18 protein-coding genes are annotated in these 21,134 nt (G+C 45.1%); 6 read left to right on the forward strand and 12 right to left on the reverse strand.

Annotated features, from left to right (window positions below; all coding sequences use genetic code 11):
* Positions 1-12 precede the first annotated feature (12 nt).
* Positions 13-384 (reverse strand): pentapeptide repeat-containing protein, encoded by a 372-nt coding sequence (locus H6F73_RS19555; RefSeq protein WP_347239586.1) that lies wholly within the window; start codon positions 382-384, stop codon positions 13-15.
* 288 nt (positions 385-672) lie between these two features.
* On the opposite strand from H6F73_RS19555, the gene H6F73_RS19560 reads away from it, so the two are divergent.
* Positions 673-1,209, forward strand: coding sequence for a YraN family protein (locus tag H6F73_RS19560; RefSeq protein WP_190760432.1), 537 nt, complete (start codon positions 673-675; stop codon positions 1,207-1,209).
* Positions 1,210-1,231: 22 nt separating this feature from the next.
* Here H6F73_RS19560 and H6F73_RS19565 read toward each other — a convergent pair whose 3' ends face one another.
* The gene (locus H6F73_RS19565) at positions 1,232-1,621 is read right to left on the reverse strand and encodes a hypothetical protein (protein WP_190674976.1); all 390 of its coding nucleotides are present in this window, start codon (positions 1,619-1,621) and stop codon (positions 1,232-1,234) included.
* A 983-nt stretch (positions 1,622-2,604) separates the two neighbouring features.
* Between H6F73_RS19565 and queA the strand changes: the two genes are divergently transcribed.
* Positions 2,605-3,762: a tRNA preQ1(34) S-adenosylmethionine ribosyltransferase-isomerase QueA gene (gene queA / locus H6F73_RS19570; protein ID WP_190760433.1), complete on the forward strand. Its 1,158-nt coding sequence runs from the start codon at positions 2,605-2,607 to the stop codon at positions 3,760-3,762.
* Positions 3,763-3,838: 76 nt separating this feature from the next.
* Here queA and rpmF read toward each other — a convergent pair whose 3' ends face one another.
* The 7 genes from rpmF to H6F73_RS19605 form a co-directional block, all read right to left on the reverse strand.
* Entirely contained in the window at positions 3,839-4,012 is a 174-nt protein-coding gene (gene rpmF / locus H6F73_RS19575) for a 50S ribosomal protein L32 (protein WP_190760434.1), read from the reverse strand.
* A gap of 219 nt (positions 4,013-4,231) precedes the next feature.
* Positions 4,232-5,227: a CBASS cGAMP-activated phospholipase gene (locus tag H6F73_RS19580; protein ID WP_190760435.1), complete on the reverse strand. Its 996-nt coding sequence runs from the start codon at positions 5,225-5,227 to the stop codon at positions 4,232-4,234.
* A 477-nt stretch (positions 5,228-5,704) separates the two neighbouring features.
* The gene (locus H6F73_RS19585; protein WP_190760436.1) at positions 5,705-8,764 is read right to left on the reverse strand and encodes an ATP-binding protein; all 3,060 of its coding nucleotides are present in this window, start codon (positions 8,762-8,764) and stop codon (positions 5,705-5,707) included.
* A 105-nt stretch (positions 8,765-8,869) separates the two neighbouring features.
* Positions 8,870-10,084 carry a DUF790 family protein gene (locus H6F73_RS19590; RefSeq protein WP_190760437.1) on the reverse strand — a complete coding sequence of 405 codons (1,215 nt, stop codon included), beginning with the start codon at positions 10,082-10,084 and terminating at the stop codon, positions 8,870-8,872.
* A gap of 185 nt (positions 10,085-10,269) precedes the next feature.
* Complete coding sequence (locus H6F73_RS19595; RefSeq protein WP_190760438.1) at positions 10,270-11,616, reverse strand: MFS transporter; 1,347 nt, start codon at positions 11,614-11,616, stop codon at positions 10,270-10,272.
* Between the two features lie 358 nt (positions 11,617-11,974).
* Positions 11,975-14,308, reverse strand: a complete 2,334-nt coding sequence (locus H6F73_RS19600; protein WP_190760439.1) for a hypothetical protein — start codon at positions 14,306-14,308, stop codon at positions 11,975-11,977.
* Positions 14,309-14,380: 72 nt separating this feature from the next.
* Positions 14,381-15,982, reverse strand: a complete 1,602-nt coding sequence (locus tag H6F73_RS19605) for a DEAD/DEAH box helicase family protein (protein WP_190760440.1) — start codon at positions 15,980-15,982, stop codon at positions 14,381-14,383.
* A 195-nt stretch (positions 15,983-16,177) separates the two neighbouring features.
* On the opposite strand from H6F73_RS19605, the gene H6F73_RS19610 reads away from it, so the two are divergent.
* Positions 16,178-16,801: a cytochrome b N-terminal domain-containing protein gene (locus tag H6F73_RS19610; protein WP_190760441.1), complete on the forward strand. Its 624-nt coding sequence runs from the start codon at positions 16,178-16,180 to the stop codon at positions 16,799-16,801.
* A 248-nt stretch (positions 16,802-17,049) separates the two neighbouring features.
* Here H6F73_RS19610 and H6F73_RS19615 read toward each other — a convergent pair whose 3' ends face one another.
* The 3 genes from H6F73_RS19615 to H6F73_RS19625 form a co-directional block, all read right to left on the reverse strand.
* The gene (locus tag H6F73_RS19615; RefSeq protein ID WP_190760442.1) at positions 17,050-17,835 is read right to left on the reverse strand and encodes a Uma2 family endonuclease; all 786 of its coding nucleotides are present in this window, start codon (positions 17,833-17,835) and stop codon (positions 17,050-17,052) included.
* A 62-nt stretch (positions 17,836-17,897) separates the two neighbouring features.
* A complete protein-coding gene (locus tag H6F73_RS19620) occupies positions 17,898-18,356 on the reverse strand; it encodes a type II toxin-antitoxin system VapC family toxin (protein WP_199330667.1) in 459 nt (152 codons plus the stop codon).
* Entirely contained in the window at positions 18,343-18,585 is a 243-nt protein-coding gene (locus tag H6F73_RS19625) for a hypothetical protein (protein WP_190760443.1), read from the reverse strand. The genes H6F73_RS19620 and H6F73_RS19625 overlap by 14 nt, the downstream gene beginning before the upstream one ends.
* A 131-nt stretch (positions 18,586-18,716) precedes the next feature.
* Here H6F73_RS19625 and H6F73_RS19630 point away from each other — a divergent pair, with 131 nt between their 5' ends.
* The 3 genes from H6F73_RS19630 to H6F73_RS19640 are packed head-to-tail and all read left to right on the forward strand — an operon-like array spanning position 18,717 to position 21,033.
* On the forward strand, positions 18,717-19,484 hold the full coding sequence (locus tag H6F73_RS19630; RefSeq protein ID WP_190760444.1) for an ATP-binding cassette domain-containing protein: 768 nt from the start codon (positions 18,717-18,719) through the stop codon (positions 19,482-19,484).
* Entirely contained in the window at positions 19,481-20,116 is a 636-nt protein-coding gene (locus H6F73_RS19635) for an ABC transporter permease (protein ID WP_190760445.1), read from the forward strand. Before H6F73_RS19630 ends, H6F73_RS19635 begins: the two co-directional genes overlap by 4 nt.
* Positions 20,113-21,033 (forward strand): glycine betaine ABC transporter substrate-binding protein, encoded by a 921-nt coding sequence (locus H6F73_RS19640; RefSeq protein ID WP_190760446.1) that lies wholly within the window; start codon positions 20,113-20,115, stop codon positions 21,031-21,033. The genes H6F73_RS19635 and H6F73_RS19640 overlap by 4 nt, the downstream gene beginning before the upstream one ends.
* Positions 21,034-21,134: the final 101 nt, after the last annotated feature.

Below are 21,134 nucleotides of genomic sequence, written 5' to 3' on the forward strand. Positions count from 1 at the left end.
CGTGCCACATCATTAATCACAGTAAAGCGTTTCACGCGTATCTCTACCCGTGACTGGATTTTTCCCTGTCGCTATCTGACAAAGCAATTTCTGGGTATCCTCGCGCAGCAGCACATCGGTAAAATCTGCGCCGTCAATTGTGGCACCTTCAAATTTGGTGTTAAAAGCGAAGGCACCTTCTAAAATTGCGTTGGATAAATTGACTTTGGTAAAACGAGCAGTGTCTAAGGTGGCGTTTCGCATATCCGCCCCCTCAAAATTTGCTCCATCCAGATACGCTCCAAACAAGCTAACGCCCTGCAGATTGGTATGGCTGAAATTGCTACCGCGCAGGTTGGCTTTGTTAAAGCTGGAGTCTGTCAGGTTTTTGCCTGAGAAATCCATGTTGACGAGAATTTCTTTGTCGTATTCATTCGCAAACGCAGGGGTTGCTATAGCGCCAAGGGCTGTCAGGCAGGCGACAGTGCACAAGAGTGCGCTGAGGAGGATTGCTGGGATACGCTTAATAAAGCTATGATTCATTCGGTTTTTAGGTTGATAGGAAACCTTATCCTTAACAGGGTATAGCCGGCAGGCTGCCACTGTTTGATGAGGGGAATAAAAGTAACGACTGTTACCGATGCTTCCTATCTCGTAATCCTACCAGTTAAATGAACGCTGTGAGTTTGCTTTATGCCAAGCTTTCCCTCATCCCCGTCTGCCGGCGAGAACCGTAAACCTGACACCGGCACGCTTGGGGAAAATTTGGTGGCTGTGTGGTTGCAGCAGCGCGGTTGGGTAATTCTACGCCGGCGGTGGCGCTGCCGGTGGGGAGAGATTGATCTCATTGCTCAGCAAGCGAGTAAATCTGAGTGTCGATTGCAGGAGACAGCCTTGGCGTTTGTGGAAGTTAAGACTCGTCGCCGGTGGAATTGGGATGCCGGCGGACTTTTGGCTATCACTGAGCAAAAGCAAGCAAAACTGAGGAAAGCGGCTGGGATGTTTTTGGCAGAGTGCCCGGAGTTGGCTGATTTACCCTGCCGATTTGATGTGGCGCTTGTTAGCTTTCAGCCACTCGCGCCTAAGCAAATACAAGATTGTGAAATAGGGACGGATGCCGGCACTTACGCTTTCGGGCAACCAATTATATTAGGTCAATCCGTCTTCGCTCCAGGTTGCAAACTCACGCTTATCGATTACATTGAGTCAGCTTTTGCTGAAGACGGTTAAGTAAGCTCAACACTCACAACCCTTAAGCTAGCGTTTCCGGGCAGTATCCTAATCCTTTTACAAACTGCCGGCGAAATTCTTCAATTTCTCCACGATCTGGATGTCCGTGAGAAACCACTGCCACTTGATAGCGACGCATGACATCAATCGGAGATTGTCCGTTTTCTAAGCTCCACAGCGCCATTTGCAGCCTAATTCCGGGCATATAGGAAATTCCTACTTCATTCATGAACGCTCGAAAGTCGCCATCAGTCTGGGATTCTAACGGCTGGCTCATCTTGACCCGAATTACCCAGCCATCTATCTGATGAATAACGCTCATGAACTCCACGGGAAGATGGCGTGCGCTGTGCAGGTACTCAGCGACTCTCAGGGTCAAGCTGGCATTGGCAAGGTAATAAAGGTATTCCATCTTTTCGGGGGTCTGCATACGCTACTGTTATATTGTCGCGAAGTGCCAGTGCTTATGACTACGGGAAAAGCCCGATCTTTAATGGGTAAGTTTCCCCAATTCACTTCCTCATTAAACATTTTTATTCTAGAAAATAATAAAATTATCTTTAGTCATCTAGCTAAAGATATATTTTTGAAGTTTGCACTTCAATATTTTTAAGCGGTCTGTAGCGTTGAGGCTTCCCTTGGCACTGCCGGCTTGCGATCGCTGATTTCTAAATATTTTTTTTATTTTTACAGAAAACGCGCTCATTTTATATTTGAAATTTTAGGCAGAATCGGATTTAACGGTTAAAACGCAAAGGTTGCCGCTTATTCTTTCTCGCGAATCCATGAATGAGACACGCTTTCAAAGCAGATAATTTTTTGTCAGAGAGCCGGTATTTTTGCTCAAGGGCAAAGCAATCATCGTAATTCTGTACTTCCAAACTTTTTACACAAGCCCGCTATCTGCTAGAAGTTTTCCCTCTTTTTTTAAGGAAAGCGGTAGCTTTTGACACTCTATAGCAATATCTAATCATTCCTTACAATTTAGTTGCAATAATTTAATGTAACGCCGTGTTAAGCTATTGGGCTTTTTGAGAATATTTTCTATTTATTCAACGAACTTACGTGATTTGAAGCCTTTAATAGGATAAAATCAATTTTCTAGAATCAAGGGAGCTGTCTGACTACTTACAAAAAAGTCTGGCAGTGAACGCTTAACACCTGATTCTACCGTCGGCGTTGTGTGAAGAACAAAAGAAAAAACAGAATTTTTCACCGGCTCGATTTCAATTTTGATAAATTTTTGTAACGGCTGCCAAATGGGCGAATTGCAAATTTTGACAAAGAAATAGATATAGGAGATAATTACAAGGTTTTTCGGTTAAATTTCCCCATCTTCCCCCATCCAGACGAACACCGAGGGAAGCGAGTACAACCTTGTTAGAAGCGAATAATATGCCGATCCACTCCTCATCTGTTAATTCACCCGCAGCCGGCAGTGAATGGGATCGGTCATTGATGGCTTATGATTACGAACTTCCAGCGGATCGAATTGCTCAAAATCCAGCCGTGCCCAGAGATAGCTCCCGCTTGCTGGTGGTAGATTCCCCCACTGAACACAGCCATCGGATTTTTCGGGATTTAGCCGATTTGCTCAAGCCGGCAGACTTGCTGGTACTCAACAACACCCGCGTTATCCCAGCCCGATTGTATGGACGCAAACCCACCGGCTCTGTGGTCGAAGTGCTGTTACTAGAGGAGCGGCAGGAGAACATCTGGCTGGCTTTAGTCAAACCGGGGAAGCGCTTCAAAGCCGGCTCAAAAATAGAATTTGAACCCCAAAAATCTTCAAATTCCCCAATTTCAAGCCGGTTGAGCGCCACAGTTGTCGGCACAGATGAAGCAACCGGCGGGCGCTTGCTGCACTTCGAGCTTCCAGAAGCCATCCCCCTGAGCCAGATGTTAGAAGCATTCGGCTATATGCCCCTGCCGCCCTACATCACCAACTCGGCTGCCTCACCGGCACAGTATCAAACCGTCTACGCCCAGCAACCAGGGGCAGTTGCGGCACCCACGGCTGGGCTGCACTTTACTGACGAATTATTTGGCCGGTTGGCTGAACGCGGCATCAATCACGCATTTGTGACGCTGCACGTTGGCGTGGGGACATTTCGACCTGTGGAGGTTGAGGACGTGACAACCCACAAGATGCATGAAGAATGGGTAGAGGTGCCGGCAGCCACCGTAGAAGCGATCCGTCAGACGCAGCAGAAGGGAGGGCGGATCATTGCAGTGGGCACTACCGTGGTGCGATCTCTGGAGGGGGCGGCTGCGAATGGCCGGCTACAACCGTTTTGCGGTAAGACCAATTTGTTTATCTATCCCGGCTATCGGTGGCGAGTCGTGGAGGGGCTAATTACGAATTTTCACTTGCCCCGATCTAGCTTGTTGATGCTGGTGAGTGCGTTGGTGGGGCGTGAGCGCTTGCTGGATTTGTATCGGGATGCAATTGAGCAGGAGTATCGTTTTTACTCGTTTGGCGATGCGATGATAATTTTGCCGGCGGCACGCATAGCAGGAATTGCTAATGATAGTGATCGTGCTAATGGCTAATGGCTAATGGTCGATCAAGCTTTGCTTTCAATTGTCAACGATTAGCGATTAGCCTTTAGCCCAACTGCTTTGCTGATTATTCTTCGTCGTCATCCTCCTGATCGGGTGGATAAACAAAGCTGGAGCGTTTCGTTAAAATCGACTTGCCTAGGGAGAGGGCTTTCTGCGCTTGCTGGACTGCTTTGTGCTTCCAGGTTGCTTTACGCTTATCGCGCTTGGATTTTGATGTTTTCTTCTTAGGGACGGCCATGACAGTAAGTGCTGCTAATTTTTGACAATTCCCTATTGTAAGGCATTCTCTGCCGGTTAGCAGGTTTTTGGGGAAAACTCCATTCTGCCCCCTAAAGTGTGATAACAGGAGTGGGAATTGTCAAAATTATTATGGATAGCCAAGCCAAGCATTCTAAAACATGGGAAATTAGATAACCTAGGTTGGTTAGAGCAAAGCGAACCTTGCGTTTTACTTCGATTAAACGTTGCCGGTTGGGATGCTGCTAACTAACTGCTGGCAAAGTGTGTTTAAAAGAGTATCGTTCTTATCAATCATATCTTGTGCAAGGCGTTTCAGGCCGATGATATTTCTGGAATTCGCATCATCCAGATGATTGCCAACATCCCCCAGTAAGCTAGTTTGAAAGCGGTAATAACGATTGGTTCCTTCTTCTAGAGCCGGCAATAAAAGCCTGAGTTGATAGTCTACCGTATCGCTGCTGCCATCAAAAACAACGTGAAGAATGGGTTGCGCCCATTGAAGCAGTCCCCAGTCCTTTACTTTATCGTAAAAAAGTCTGGTACTTAGCTCTCCTGTTCCCAATGAGACAACGAGAAAATCAGTGGCATTTGGATAAGTATCTTTAGCTTCCACATAGGCACACATGGCGGGGTTGTTGGCATAAACACCTCCATCAATTAATGCATAGTAATCTGTTAGATCATGGTTTTCTAATTTGAGCGGTTCAAAATAAGTCGGTGCAGCCGAAGTAGCCCGCGCCACTTTTCTCATGGGAAAATCCCGCTCATAGTCATTTTTAGCTTTTCGGCTTTTAAAAAAATGGGGCCGGCGCTGCTCAATATCATAGCTGGGAACGATAATTTCGGTCAGAGCTTCACTTAAACGGGTGTTACCAAAATACTTTTCTAAAACGGATTCAATGCCGTCTGCTGGATATTTTTCGTCTGTTAAAGCTCTCAGTTTTGCAAAAGTTTTAGGTGAAAAAATTGTCTCACCTTCTTCTTCATACATTCTGACTAAATTTTCAGCTTTGTACTGAGGTTGTTTGCTATTTCTTTTTGGTTTTGTTAAAGCCAATGCCAACAGCCCTCCTGTTGAGGTGCCCGCAATTAAATCAAACATCTCTGAAATTCGCTTTTGCGTTCTAGCTTCTATTTCAGCTAAAACCATCGCTGGAATAATTCCGCGAATTCCGCCTCCATCAATTGCTAGAACTTTAACTACATTTGACATGGTGTTATCCTCAAAAAAACTAGCAACATTTACCTATCAAGTGGCAGCATCTGTGAATCTTTCCACTTTGAGAAGCTAGGGTAAATTCTTAATTTTAGCTTCTCTTTTGTGATAACCTTCTTTATTCCTTAACAAGGTTTTTCAGCGTGGGGTTCACAACCGGCACTTAAGATGAGTGTTAAAGTAACATACCGGGTACAATCGCGCCAAGAGGGGTGTGAACTCTGTTACTTGTATCATTCTTTGAGCAATTCCTCACGACTGAAACCGGCTTCATCAGTAAATTCTCTTAAAACTGCATCATTGTCGGCATTTTTGGATAGATTGAACCCTGCTTTAGGCACTGGCGAAGATATGGAAATGGCATAACTGCTTTAATTGTAGATATTTTGATAATTTTAAAATAGATATTTTATTATTTTATTATTTTTAACAGAAACCCGTCTCTAATCCAGTCAACTTCCTCTCCCTCAGCACTTAATACGACCAAGCTTTAACTTGACAGCGTTTTAAATAAATTTGAGCGACTTGATCTTCTGGATTTTTAGCTAAGCAATTTTTAAAACATTGTGCAGATTCAAGAAACTTTTCTTGATTGTAGAGAGATAAAGCTTCCTCAAAAAGTTGCACAGTCATTAGCTTTCCCTCTCGAATTTTATCAGAATCGGCATCAAACACTTCATAGACCGTTACTAATTCTGATTTTCCCTTCACTGTAACTTTATCAATTAGGCGAATAGAATAGTCATTTGGATGCTGGAGGTGAGAAAAGGTATGGTGAGAAATTAACAAAGACACCCCATAATTTTTCGTCAGTCCTTCAATGCGAGAGGCTAAATTTACCGCATCACTAATCACCGTTCCATCCATTCGGTTGTGTCCGCCAACAGTGCCTAACATCAAAGAGCCGGTATTAATGCCAATGCCAATTTTAATCGGGGATCTACCGGCTTGTTGCCTATCTTGATTATATTCTCCCTGGCGTTGTAGCATCGCAAGGCCGGCTTTAACCGCCCGATCCGCACTGTCTCCAAACAAAGCCATAATTGCATCCCCAATATATTTATCAATAAACCCATGATTGCTGGCAATTGCCGGCTCCATGCGAGAAAGATAAGAATTAATAAATTGGAAATTTTCTTCTGGCGTCATTGTTTCACTGATCGTCGTGAAGTCCCGAATGTCGGAAAACAAAATCGACATATTTTGTTGTACGGCATCGCCGAGTTTGACATCAATAATACTTTCCTTATTCAAAAGTTGAAGAAATTCGTGGGGAACAAAACGACCGTAAGCTCGACTGATATTAGCGAGGTTAATGTGAGTTTTAATTCTTGCTAAAAGTTCATATTTGGAAATCGGCTTAGTTAGATAATCATTCGCACCGGCATCCAATCCTTCTACCAAATCCGCAACTTGATTTTTTGCCGTTAAAAGCACAATGGGAAGTTCATGAGCTGGAAAATTTTCGCGCAGTTCCCGGCAAACTTCATAGCCTGTCATTTTTGGCATCATTACATCCAGTAAAACTAAGTCGGGTTGGAAACCTTTCTCAAATGCAGCCAGTGCCTCGATCCCATTTGCCGCTTGAATAATGGCATAATTTTGCAGCGACAAATGATTGACCAGAACCTGAAGATTCACCGGCTCATCATCTACGATCAGAATCTTAAACTGTGAGACAGATTCCGGATGAAAAATTGAAAGTTGAGAAGATTGGAAACCCGCCGCGAGAGATGGAGGATGGGAAACCGCAGGGATGGGAGAATGCGTTTGTGAAGAGGTTTCTTGTTCTTCTCTTTCCAGCTTCCTTTCTTCAACAGATGCCGGCAGCGTAAACGTAAACCGAGAGCCAACGCCTGGGGTCGATTCAACCCAAATTTCCCCATTATGTAATTCGACTAACTGTTTAGTCACCGTTAAACCCAAGCCGGTGCCGCCATATTCCCTAGCTGTCGATCCATCCGCTTGCTCAAAAGATTCAAAGATTCTGTCTAATTTATCTTTGGGAATCCCAATGCCAGTGTCGGAAACAGTAATCGCGAGTTGGGAATTGGTTGAGGATACCGCTAAGTCTTTTTTAACCAATTCCGCTGAAATTTCTACTATGCCAGATTGCGTAAACTTAATCGCATTTCCAATTAAGTTATACAAAATTTGTTGAACCCGATTCTCATCGGCATTTGCCATCGGCAGATCCGGAGAAATTTTATTAATGAGCTGTAAATTTTTTTTGCCAACTAGCGCTTTACTAAGAGTTAAAACTACCTCAGTGATTTCTCTCATTCCCACCGGCTTCAGTTGTAGTTCAATATTTTTATGTTTGAGTTTCGAGAAATCGAGAAGATCGTTAACCAGCGTGTTCAGCCGGTGTCCGCTTTGCGCGATCATCAATAGATTTTGCTGTTGCAATTCTGACAGTTGCCCAGTCGCTCCATCTATCATCGACTCGGCAATCCCAATCATCCCATGCAGCGGGGTACGCAATTCGTGAGAAGTATTTGCCAAAAATTCATCCTTGATGCGATCCAAGTGCTGCAATTCCGCATTTGCCGCCATCAGCGCCGCCTCACTGTTTTTCAGCGCCCCTGTAGCCCGTGCAACAGCTTCTTGCAGTTTTGCCGGCCATCTGACCAAAATGTAAACCAAGCCACCCGCAACCAGCGCCAGCACCCCACCTCCCAACTTCAACCATTTGGAAATCGGGGCTTGGCTTGGCCATCCCTGTGCCGGTACTGCCGCCAACTGCCACGAACCATTTGGCAGCGTCACTGACAAAATGACTGGATCTTGCTGATAAATTTTCTCATCGCCGAAAAAGACTTCCCCAGTATCCCCTAACCCATCCTTGCCACGAATGGTGTAGTGAAGTTTCGCGGAAGGATCGATTAGTCCTGCGTCTTGCAACAAGGTATTTTTGTCAATGATGATGCCAACCATCCCCCAGAAATCACCACTTTCAGGCGCTTGTCCAGGGGGAGTCAGAAAAACCGGCGTGCGGCTGATAAATGCCACCCCCTGCGGCACTAAATCAATCGGGCCGGCAACGACCGTTTTTCGGGTTCTAATTGCCCGTTCGATTGCTTCGCGTTCTTCCGGGATACTCATCGGCTCAAACCCGATAGCCGCTTCATTCCCTGCTAGGGGATACAGATGAGTCACCACTAGATTTTTATAAAGTGCGACACTGCGAATCCCCCGTTGCCGCGCCACGATCACTTCAGCCAGACTTTCAAATTGCTTTTGGTCAATATCGGGATTAATAGCCGAAACATAAGCCACCAATCCCCGTTCAAGAAAAAGCCGCTGGTTTAATGCGCCTTCAAGGCGAGCTCTAACGGCACTCAACTCACTAAGAGCAGTGGCGCGATGTTGCTCTTGAAACCGTTTTTGTTCAGAATAATCCAGTACCCCAGTAACACCCAAAACCATCACGAAGGCGAATGAGGCGGCGAAATAGGGCAATAAGTGAATTTTCCTGCCGGCTTCGGGAGTGTTCTGAGAAAGTTTAGGTACAAAATAAGTTAAAAATTTCATATTTTATGAAGATGAGAGCGACCTCTCTTCAACAGCGGTGGTTTTAGAGGATGATGTATTCTGATGTTTTATGGTATAAGGTTGTCGAAATTATGCCTTAACAATTTAGTCAAGGACTTCTAACACAGATTTGGGTGATAATTTATCTTTAAACCAGACAATTCGCGCCGGCACATCTTTGAGATTAACCCCGGCTTTTTCTAAATTCAATCGCTCAGAAATCGCCAAAATTAAGTTATCGCGATCTGACCGGCGCACTTGAGCAAATTTCTTTTGCAAATATTCAGGTCGCCAGTAGCCAACAATTTCTAGCAAAAATGTGCGACCGTCGGGATGTACCAGGCGAAAGTCTGGAATCATCACACTCCCAGGAATGGGAATTAAATCCACTTCTCTTTCCAAAACCCAATTCGTTTTCATTGCGTCCCACCTGTCCGCAAAAGATGCTTCTAGCATACTGTCATAAGGCTTGCCGGGGGGGTAGTGACTGACTAAACCGCACTCAGAGTCAAGGGCGAAGCGCCCCGTTTTCCAGTCGCCGGTGTAGAAGTCGCGGGTTTGCAGCGTTGCCTTCATACTCCATTTCGTGACGTGCAGCAAGGCGGGGATCATTTTAGCGAGGGCGAGTCCGTAGCGCGTGCTCGGTTTAAATAAGCTGGTCGGGCCATCGATAGTGATGGTGAAACCGCAATCGGCATCGCCTTCAATATAAGCCATTAGTTGAAAAAGTTTGAGATAGCGGAATAAAAGCTTATACTCACCGGGAACGTTGCGGTGGGCGTTGAGGGTAAGGTGGGTGGCGCGGTAAAAAACGCCCTGTACTTGGGAAAGGTTGTAGCGGTGCAGCAAGCTTTCAGGTGTGGGTGCCTCAAATTCAGTGAGAATCTTATTTTCGTTTAAATCGGCATAAAGGCCGGCTTTGATTTCCACCGGCAGCACTTCCCGTTCTAATTCCTGACTCAGTTGCGTGGCGAGTTTGTCGAGGGTTTTTTCGGTGGCGTGGCTGCTGGGGACGGTTTCTGCTGCTAGCGCAAACACACGCTGCCGCAATTGTTCAGGATCGAGGGGACTGATCGCTTCAAAGGTGCAAAAGCTGCTTTTGAGAAGGTGCGCGAGTCCGCGTTTGAGCCCGTAGTCGGGACTGTCGCCTTCGAGTTCGAGGAGTTGCCGGTCGAGTTCTCCTTGCGTCGCACCCTGGCAGTCTTGGAAACAAGTGATAATTTCTAAGGCGATTGCCAGATGTTTAGAATCAATTTTAAGGCATTTGGGAACGATGGTTTCGCCCTGAAGCCGGTGCATCAATAAATCAGTTGGGAGCATGAAAAATTATTCATCACTTTTAACTTTTTAATTGTGCCTGATCTCCTCACACTCCTGGGAATTATATCAACTATTTTTTTGTTGTAAAAATTACAAAAGAAGAGGCCGGCATTGTGCCGGCCCTACAGATAAATTTGCTGGGAGTTTTGCCAAAAATTTGCAATGGCCGGCGATACTGTCTGACTCTATGCCGGTTGTGGCTTTGTTGGCAGCGCTGTTCGCAGGCTCCATAAGCCGACAGCAATCCCGCCAACCAAGACTGCACCCGTCACAAAACAGACGCTATAGCCAAAGGTTTTGGCCAGCCAGCCACTCATAAAACTACCCACAACGGTAGAAATACCAATCATCGCGTTATACACGCCAAGGGCTGTGCCTTCTTGACCTTTGGGAGTAAGGTTGGCAATGGTTGTCATGCTAGATAAGTTAATCGCTGCCCAAGTAATGCCGGTTAGCAGGTGAGTTAGCCCAACGATGATCAAGCTTGCCGGTGTCGGTTGCATGAACGCGACTGTGGCAAAAATGAGAAAAATTAAAACCCGCAACCCTGTCGCTACAGCTTGCAGCGTTACGCCGTTTCGGTGTTTGATAAATCTGCCGGCGGGAATGTAGAAAAATGTTTCCACGATGGCTTTGCTAACGGTAATTAAAAGTACCTGAGTATTGGTTGCCTTTAATACATCCGTCAGAAAAATCGGGAAAGGAACAAATACGATTTGAATGGCAAAGAAAAAAGAAATAGAACACAAATAATAAAGTATCAAAGGACTCTCTAGCAATTGCGAAGTTTGACGCAAAATCCCTGGATGCAGGATAAAATAAATCATCCGGGACGAGTAAATCCGCGCCCTTTCTTCAATTACGCCGACTGCGAGACGTCCGCGTAGTTGGGGTTGAAAGTGCCGACGGGAACGGGCATTTTTCGGTTCTTTCACCCAGTACAGGCATAAAATTAAACTCAGGGAAGCAAAGCCGCCGGCGAATAGTAATAAAGCCCGCATTGAGCCGGTAACGCCCCAATATTGAGGCATCAACGCCAGCCAAGCTGCACCGAGTACAACCCCTGCGACAAAACTCCAACCGCTAATTTCATAGAAGCGGCTGAAAGATTCTGCCCTCTCATCTTCTGGCACACTATCTAATACTAAAGCTGAAGCAACAGGTGTCACGGCTGCCATCAAAAATCCGACTAGAAAACTCCAGAGCAGAATGTGTGAAACGTTTTGCTCTAAAGCGATGAGGCAAGTAAAAACGGCAAACCCAAGAAACCCAATGGTTAAAAAAGGGCGGCGGCGTTTCATCATGTCAGAAAGGTTGCCCCAAAAAATGAAAGCCACGACGCCGGCAAGGGAGATAATGGAGTGAATGTTTCCGACATCCGCGACACTCCCGCCGGCAACCTGCACGATGAATAAAGGCAACAAGGTGATGAGCAAACCTTCGCCTAACTTGTAGGGAACGAAAGCAAAAAACCAAAGAGGAACCGATAGATGCGAGCGCATGGAAAGTATCAATCCTTGTCTTGTTAACATAATTTTCCCTTTAGTCGGTGATTCAGCAGTTTGCTTCGTTAGGAAATATGGGTTTAATTGCAGAGGCTGCTAAATTTCGTTTTTATGGCAAATAAAGAAAATAGAAAAGCACGCTTTCAGCGATTTTTAAATTTTACGCTCACAATTCTAGTTCATCCGGGATTTTGTATCCAATTTGACGCGTTTTTTTATACTGAATTTGTCAAGTTTTTTATCAACTATCTAAACCCATATTTTTACAGGCTTTCAAAAAAATATGAGGGTTATAAAATTAGAGATATAGGCAAATGCACGCAGATAATTCTAAACAGTATCTACGTGCATCTGCGTGTATCTGCGGTTAAAAAACAATCAAGCGCTAGCGGAAACAGGCAAGACGTTTCTGTGCTAAATCCCGCTCTGCGACGTTTTGAATATTTTGAGTGACTTGTAAAGCTCTGTCATATTGCTTGGCTTCAGCATATTTAATGGCAATTGTTTCATAGAGGCTGGCTCTGTCAAATTCATCCTCAACTTGAATACTCTCTGTAACGTTCATTATTTGAGATTCCGGGCCGGCAATTGTACCTGTGACTGCAATAGCTTGAGCTAAAACTTCGTCAACTCGCTCTGTTTGGCCGGCTTCGATATGTTTATCAGCTAGTAAAAGCAGGATTCGGGCGTGCGCTTGCGGATTGTTGACTAGAGAATTAGCCGAGGAAATGGCAGCACTGTACTGTCCAGATTGAATTGCTGCTTGGGCTATCTCTTGCAACTTGTTGTTTTTGTGATCCTCAATGCTGATTGCTTTCACAAACGGCAAGGCAAGTTCGTATTGTTCAGCTCGAATCAATTGGTGAGAAATGCCGGTTAAAAGATTCGTATTTTCATTGACTTTCTGTGAGGCTTCTAAGGCTTGTGCTATAATAATTTCAGCATTTTTTTGTTGGCCGGCTTTGGATGTTTCCAAGCCAATAGCAGCAAGGGCGTAACTTTTCTGCTCGGCATCTGCAATCGCATTTGCCTCTTGCAGTGTTTGGGATAGTAGCGCAGAATTTTGAGACTGAAGCGCAATTGCAGCTATAATTTGAAATTGATAAAAAGGCGAATAACTGACAAGACTGCGAGCAACTTGCACTGCTTTGTCTGATTGGCCGGTTTTGGCATAAGCAAGTGCAACTTGATATAAAGTTGGTTCTTTTAATTCATAGCCAACGGAATTTGGAATAATTTGAATGGCTCGCAAAGCAATATCATAATTTCCAGCTTCTAGGGCTTGCAGAGAAAGTTCTCGTAAATTTCCTGCTTGTTGCATACTATCTGGCAAGTCTAGGGAATTCCCGGCTTGTTTAAAGACCTCCCCTAGTTTTTCACCGGCTAGAATGGCATAGTTGTAGAAACCGGCTTTGGTGTAGTTGCGAAGCATCTCCCCACTGACATCTAGTTTTTGACGGACATCCTTAATTTCTGCGACTGAATTAAATGCTTGATTTGCAACTTGGGAGGCTTTTTCCGATTGCCCCATTTTGGCGTATTGCAGCGCAATAGAACCCAATGCTCTCGCTTTTAGTTGAGGTTCGCTAATGGCTTGAACTCCCGTCAAGGCTGCATCCGGTTCGCCGGCTTGTGCGTATTGAATCACAATCTCTGAAACTAACGCTGCCTTATTGTATGGCTGAGATTCAGTTTGAGCCACTTTCAACGCTTGCGAAAAAATTTCAAATCCCCCATCTTTGTTACCGCTTTTAACAGAAGTTGTGGCAATATTCGTTAAAGCTTTTGCCTGTACTTGAATGGGTTTGATGGTTGTAGCAAGTTGGGTGGCTTGCCGTAACTGTCCATTTTTGGCATACTGGCTAGCGATGCCGGCTAAAGCAGTTCCTTGATAATACTCAGCATCCGTTATTTGTTCGGCAACTTCAATCGCTTTTGTATAGTTGCCGGCTTGGGCATAAGAAAGGGCGATTGGCTCTAAAGTCCACGCTTTTTGATTGCTATCAGTATATTCAATTGATTGCGAGACTTGCAGTGCTTGAGAAAGAATTGGTGTCGCTTTATCAAACTCATTCACTGCCACATAGGCTTTAGCAATCGCTGTAAGTGCTTTGGTTTTAGACTCAGCACCCTGAATTGTTTTTTCGCTTTGTAGTGCTTGAGAAATCAGTTCAGACGCTTGTGATGTCTGTCCAATTTGGGCGTAGAAGCCGGCAAGAGAACTCAAAGCATTTGTTTTTACCAAACTAGAGCCGGCGCTCAAACTTTGCGTTAATTGCAGTGCCGGTGATAAAAGCGTTTGCGCTCTTTCTTTTTTCCCGCTTTCCTCGTATCGCTCAAGTATTTGACTTAAGACGCCCGGTTGATTGTTAGAGCCGGCAACAATTTCTTCAAGGAAACTAGCTGTAATTTGCTCGTCTGTTAAGTTTTGGAGGCTTTTAAAGGCTTGAAGAAGCGTTTCCTCGGCTTTCTCAGTCTGCTCTATATAAGCCTGCTGCTGAAACTGCTCCAGCAACTGTCGAACTCGTCCCGAAGCTTTTTGATTTTTATCTACTTGACACTCGCTACTTACTTGGGTTTGAGCTAGCTTAATATTCGCTGAACTCTCAACTCTAGAAGTTTGAAAAGCTTGACTAAAATTGCCCAGGAAAAAGAAACCTCCCAAGCAACTAGCACTCACCAGCAACCACAGCTTTTTCATCTCTGTAACAACTATCACTTACCTTAAAAGATTCACCAGAAGCTACTCAGGTTCCTGATAATTTTCTTTCTATCTTCGTCTGGAAAAAAATTACTCCTCTGTTCCCTCGTTATCCTGCTCCTTTGCCTCCTCACCCCATTTTTCCTTCGACTCAGCCGCACGCTTAGAAACTCGCTTAGAAACGCCATACAGAGGCGTTGGTGCTTCAGGGGATATAGAAGGATCAGTTTTAGGGGAAGGCAAAATTTCTAGCTGCCGGTATTTCTTCTCATCCTTCTTAGCCTTTTTCTCCAAGGGTTCTTCACGTTTGTGCGGTTCATATTTATTCTCTCCTCGGCGGCGCTGAGACGTTCCTTCCTCAGCCGTATCTTCCGCTATAACTTCATATAAAATTGCGACTTTATCCCGATCCGTTCCCCTTCGCAAAACTCGCCCTAACCGTTGAATATACTCGCGCTGAGAACCTGTCCCCGATAGCAAGATGGCAACTTTAGCATCTGGCACATCAACACCCTCATTTAAAACATGAGAGGCTACTAAAGCTTTATATTCACCGGCTTTAAATCGGGTGAGGATTTCATGGCGTTCTTTAACAGGTGTTTGATGGGTGAGCGCGGGAATTAGAAATTCCTGAGAAATGCGGTAAACCGTGGCATTATCTGCCGTGAAAATTAAGATACGTTCCGGGTAATGTTGGGCTAATAAATCTGCCAGAATTCGCAATTTTCCGCCCGTTCCGAGAGCGATATCTTTGGCTTGCCGGTGGGCTAACATGGCGCGTCTTCCTGCCGGCGATCTGCAACTGGCTTGCACAAATAGCTGCCAGCCTTTGATACTGCCGAGGGAAATATTGGATTCCCGCAAAAATTCGTTGCGAGTTTTAATCAGTTCCGTATATTGATCACGCTCTAGTTTAGAAAGTTTGACTTTAATCTGTACAATTTCATGGTTAGCAAGTGCGCCGCCGGCAAGTTCTTCTGCCGTCTTGCGATAAATTTCTGGGCCGATTAAAGTATTTAAATCGGAATGCTTCCCATCTGTGCGCTCTGGGGTTGCAGTCAATCCCAGCCGGTAGGGGGCGATCGCATACTCTGCAATCACGCGGTTGAAGTCGGTGGGCAAGTGATGACACTCATCAAACACAATCAGGGCGTAGCGGTTGCCCAAAGTTTCTGCATGAATGGCGGCGCTGTCGTAAGTTGCAACAAGAATCGGGGTGCGATCGCGTGAACCTCCCCCCAGCAATCCCACTTCCACATCTGGGAAAGCTGCCTCTAAATGTGCATACCATTGGTGCATCAAATCTAGCGTGGGAACCACAACCAAGGTGCTGCGGGGGGTGGCTTGCATTGCCAGTTGCGCCAAATAAGTTTTACCGGCAGCCGTCGGCAATACCACCACCCCGCAACGTCCCGCCTGCTTCCACGCTAGCAACGCTTCACTTTGATGGGCGTAAGGTTCCATTTCCATACTGGCATTGAGTTCCAGCGGTTCAAATGCCTTGGCTTCGTCGCTGATTTGGGTGCCTTCGGCTTGCAGCGCTTCCATGAGAGGGCGGTAGTCGATGGCGGGGATGCGAAATTTCTCAACGCGATCATCCCACGTTGCAAATTCCACCCAGGCTTTACCTCTTGGGGGTGGGTGCAAAATGAGTGTGCCGCGATCAAATGTAATGGTAGATGTACGCGCCATCAGTTGGTTTAGTTGCCGGTTCCCCGTTATTTTAAGGGAGTCTGAGCTGATTTGCAGGCGCACAGTTTAGGCTGTGTGCAAACCGGCTGCTATTCCTTGGGGAGTAGATTGCACATCTGTTGAAAAATTTTGAGCTTTTTTTTAATAACTGCGTTACAAAAGTATAGAGTACCTTAATAAAAGTACAAAATAGCCATGATCGATGTAAGCTGGGAGTTTAGGCTACGGCGACTGGCAACAATATTGTCTGTCGCAATTTTGACACTGGCGCTAATGGCGGCAATTACGGGCGGGCTTTTGGCGTTTTATTACCAACCGAGTGCCGGTGGTGCTTATAATTCGCTGGAAACTATCACCAATGAAGTTCCGTTTGGTTGGCTAATTCGGAGTGTGCATAATATTGCCGGTAATGGATTAGTTGGGCTGGGATTAATTCAAATTGTGGTGATGTTTCTGGGTGAAAAGTTTCGCCGCAGTTGGATTGCCGGTTGGATTAGCAATATTTTGCTCGTTTTGACGGCAATTGGTTTAGGTTGGACTGCAATGCTTTTAGATTGGAGTCAGGAAGGTTTCTGGCGTTTCCGCATTGAGGTGGCAACGATTGAGGCGATTCCTTTAATAGGCTCCCAATTAGTTGCAATTTTAACAGGTGGTAGCGGGGTGAGTACGGTGACTGTGCAACATTTATATGCCCTACACAGTTACGCCTTGCCATTGGGTGCAATCGCTTTGGCAACTGTGCATTTAATCAGTCTGTTGATGTTGCAGCAACAGGAAAGAAGGGAAAAGCAAAACGAACTGCTTGAGGCAAATAGTTAGCCGGTTGTTTTGAAGAAAAAATGTGTTTGGCTTTAAAGGCAATTCTTCTGTGCCGATTTATTTTTAGGAGAATTGCCTTTACTATCTTTAAGCCAAAGAAGTTTATTATAAAGAAATAACGATCAAATAATTATCAAATCGCAAATATTTTACTGATATGACTTGGGGACAATGTCAATTTACGGAATAAACAAGCTTTAGTGATATCTAAAATTAATGCCGGCAGAAATTTTCCCCTATTCTCAACCTTATAATTGCTCTGGATCAATCCCCAGCGAACGCAACCTTTCTTCTAACGCTTGCGCCCTAAGTCGTTCCTGTTCTAACAACGTTTGCGTCTGCTCAAGTTGCTGCTGCACTACCTGCTTTTGTTGCCGTTCCTGTTCAGTTCGTTCTTCTGACCATAACAGCAGATTTCCTTCAGCATCCCACCAACGTAACCAATGGCCGGTTCTCAGTTCGTGGCTACCTTCCCAAACTCCTAAAAATAAGTCTAAACCTGGAATCCAATAACGCCCCGGCTCATTCGGTTTTTGGGTTTTATAGTGCCCAGATTCTAGAGCATAAACCTCAATGCGACCTGTATCTGGTCGGAAAATCACATAGATGGGAACTTGAATAACTTGTTCATAAAAGAACCATTTGCCCACACTTTCAGTAAACTCAACAGAATATTCTTCACCGTAAGTTGCTGATAGAAACTCCATCACGACTTGCGGGATCGTTCCTTGTGTGTGCGGTGTGTAGCTGCGACGGGGTTTGCTTGACTGCCAAGGCTGCACCGGCTTCACATACATCCAGTCTGGTGCTTTGCAGATCATTCGCTCGTCTATCGCCGCACACAAGGCAAAATTAGACACGATCAGCGCTTCTTGCGATAACTCAGGCAAGAAGCTCAAAGGTTGACTCAGTGCCGCTGCAATTAAGGGCTGGTCGGTATTTTCCACAGGATCGTCAGGCAGGATAAAATCATCGGGCAGTAAGGGCCAGGTAATTGATAGTTGGTGGACGGGTTTTTGAGTGACGGCAGACATAATTTAACCTCATCCTGGTGCCGGCTTAAAATGTTATATATATCTTAAACCGTTTTCTATTATTAAGCCTCATTTCCCACAAGTGGCACCACAGAAATTAATTCAGAAAAGCGGTTAAAATCTGCAACATGGTGCGTGAGTAATTGACCAATTCCATAAACTAACATCGTGGCAACAATATTCGCATCGTGTACTTGCCGGCCACCGACAGGTATTTCCTCCATCAGCCTTAAAAGTTGTTCCGTTACCTCTGCATTATCTTCAGCCACGCGAAATTGAGTTTGAAATAGGCGAACATCCTCAATCAATACCTCAATAGGATGGACATTAGTAAATTGCTGAGGACGAGTCAGGGTGGCTAAATATTCCCGCAATACCTGCCGGCTGATCCATAACTCGCTGCCAGCATCATAAAGGCGTTGAATCGCCTGTAGCGCAACTTCGTGAAACGGAGACTCTTCAACATTCGCGTACACTAGAATGTTGGTGTCGAGAAAAAATATAGCGTTATTTTCCATCATCACCATAAATATCCTCACGTCTCAGGGAAAGGTCAGCCGGCCAAGCGCCGTAACTGCGTACTGGGAAGTTTAGCGGGGGACGTTCTTTTTTTGTTGCCGGCACTTCATTCACCGGCTTTTCATCAATTACTAGCACCACGTGATGCTCACCTGGGGTAATATCTGGAGGTAACTGCACCGTCATTTGGCGATTTTCTGTGACTGTAGCAACCGTTTCAATCATTTTCATAACATTATTTCGATTTCTAACTATGACATAATTATCTTATCTTGAAATTCTGGCATTTTGTGGAGTGGTGCCGGCACCCACTGCTTATTACTCAATGCTGTAGTAAACTTTATTCAGCATTGAAAAAAACTATGCAAAAAGATAACGAAATTGCTGTTGAATTCCGGGAGGTGAGTTACACCGTTAACCACCGGAAACTGGTGTCAGATTTAAATTTCACCGTCCGTCAAGGAGAAGCGCTGGTACTTTTGGGACGCAGCGGCAGCGGCAAAACTACCACGATGAAACTGATTAATCACCTGCTGATACCCACCAGTGGTGAAGTTTTGGTGCAAGGTAAACCCACAACTGAATGGAACCCGATTCAACTGCGTCGGCGTATCGGTTATGTGATTCAAGAAATCGGGTTATTTCCCCATTTCACAGTTGAGAAAAATGTCGGTTTAGTGCCGGCTTTGGAAGGTTGGAAACCCAAGCAAATTAAAACACGAGTTTATGAATTATTGCATCTAGTTGGCTTAGCTCCAGAGGACTTTGTAAACCGATATCCCCATCAACTTTCTGGAGGACAACGTCAGCGGGTTGGTGTCGCTAGAGCACTCGCTGCCGATCCGCCGGTGATGTTGATGGATGAACCTTTTGGCGCACTCGATCCGATTACACGATTGGAAATTCAAAAAGAGTTTGGCCGGCTGCAAAAAGAATTAGGAAAGACGGTCATTTTTGTTACTCACGACATTCAAGAAGCATTCATTTTAGCCACGCGAATTGGTTTAATGGAGGAAGGTCGAATGGTGGTGTTAGGGACGTCGGCAGAATTTTTGCGATCGCAACACCCAGAAGCCTGCGCTTTTATGGCTTGTCTGAAATCGCTTGAACCAACGCAGGATGGGCAATGAATACTGATTTTTTTCTGTTTAAATACGCCACAGAAATTCTAACACGCACCGGCGAACACTTATTACTCGTGGGGATTTCCATTGCCATTGCTACTTTAGCCGGCATTCCTTTGGGAATTTTAATCACCCGCAAGCCAGGATTTATCAAGCCTATTTTGGGTTTTGCCAATGTTATGCAAACGGTTCCGAGTTTGGCACTTTTTGGCTTTTTGATTTCTGTGCCATTGCTGGGGGGAATTGGCAATAATCCGGCAATTGTCGCGCTTATATTGTACTCGCTGCTGCCGATTATCCGCAATACATATACCGGAATTATCGGGGTAGATCCAGCAGTTCGAGAAGCCGGTCGCGGGATGGGAATGACTGATTGGCAACTGCTTTATCAAGTCGAAATTCCGCTGGCACTGGGCGTTATTTTGGCGGGTGTGCGAGTCGCTACTGTGATTGCCATTGGTATTGCAACCATCGCACCGGCAATTGGTGCCGGCGGCTTAGGGGTGTTTATTTTTCGGGGTATTTCTGTCGTCAACAACCAGCTAATTCTTGCTGGGGCAATTCCGGCAGCCGCGCTGGCATTACTTGTAGATTTTGCCATCGGTTGGTTTGAAAAACAATTAATGATTGAAAAGTGAAAAGACTTCTTTGTTTTGCTTTTTGCATTTTGACTTTTGCCTGTATCGTTGCCGGCTGCAATACAAACAAAGCCGGTGGTGGCGGCGGTGACATTGTGATTGGCTCAAAAAATTTCACAGAACAAGTCATTTTAGGAGAGCTTGTAGCGCAGCAGATCGAAGCAAAAACCGGCTTAAAAGTTGAAAGAAAACTTAACTTAGGCGGCACCGGCATCTGTCACGAAGGCGTAAAGTCTGGCCAACTAGATGCTTATATTGAATACACCGGCACTGCTTTCACTTCTATTTTAAAAGAGAAAACAATCAGCAACCCTAAAGCAGTTTACAAGCAGGTTAAACAACAATATGCCAGTAAGTTTGAGTTAGAAGTAACAGAACCATTAGGTTTTGAAAATACCTTTGCAATGGTTGTGCGCGGCGCAGATGCTCAACGCTTGAATATTGCCACACTTTCGCAAGCCGCTAAATATACACCCCAATGGCAAGCCGGCTTCGGTTACGAATTTATTGAGCGAGAGGATGGATTTCCGGGATTAGCTAAAACTTACGGGTTAAAATTTGAAAAATCTCCCAAAATTATGGATTTGGGGTTAATGTATCGAGCGTTAGTCGAGAAAAAGGTCGATATGGTTGCCGGCAACTCAACAGATGGTCAAATTGCCACGTTAAATTTAGTAATTCTCAAGGATGATAAGCAATATTTTCCTCCTTACGAAGCCGTGCCAATTGTCCGCAAGGAAACTTTAAGAAAACACCCCAAATTACGCGAAGCATTCAAGGCATTGGGAGGAATCATCACTGCCAAGGAAATGCAGCAAATGAACTATCAAGTCGATGGAGAATTTCGCAAAGTCGAAGAAGTCGTGCGTGATTTTTTACAAGCAAAAGGATTATTAAGCCGCCAGCAAAACAGATAAACACAGATAGCTAAATTCTATCTTTATCTGTGTTTATCTGTGGACGCAGGTGGAACTTGGATGACGAGCGCAGCACATTCAAGTTTCACCTGCGGAATCTG

Source organism: Microcoleus sp. FACHB-68 (assembly GCF_014695715.1).
In the GTDB taxonomy this organism is placed as follows: domain Bacteria; phylum Cyanobacteriota; class Cyanobacteriia; order Cyanobacteriales; family Oscillatoriaceae; genus FACHB-68.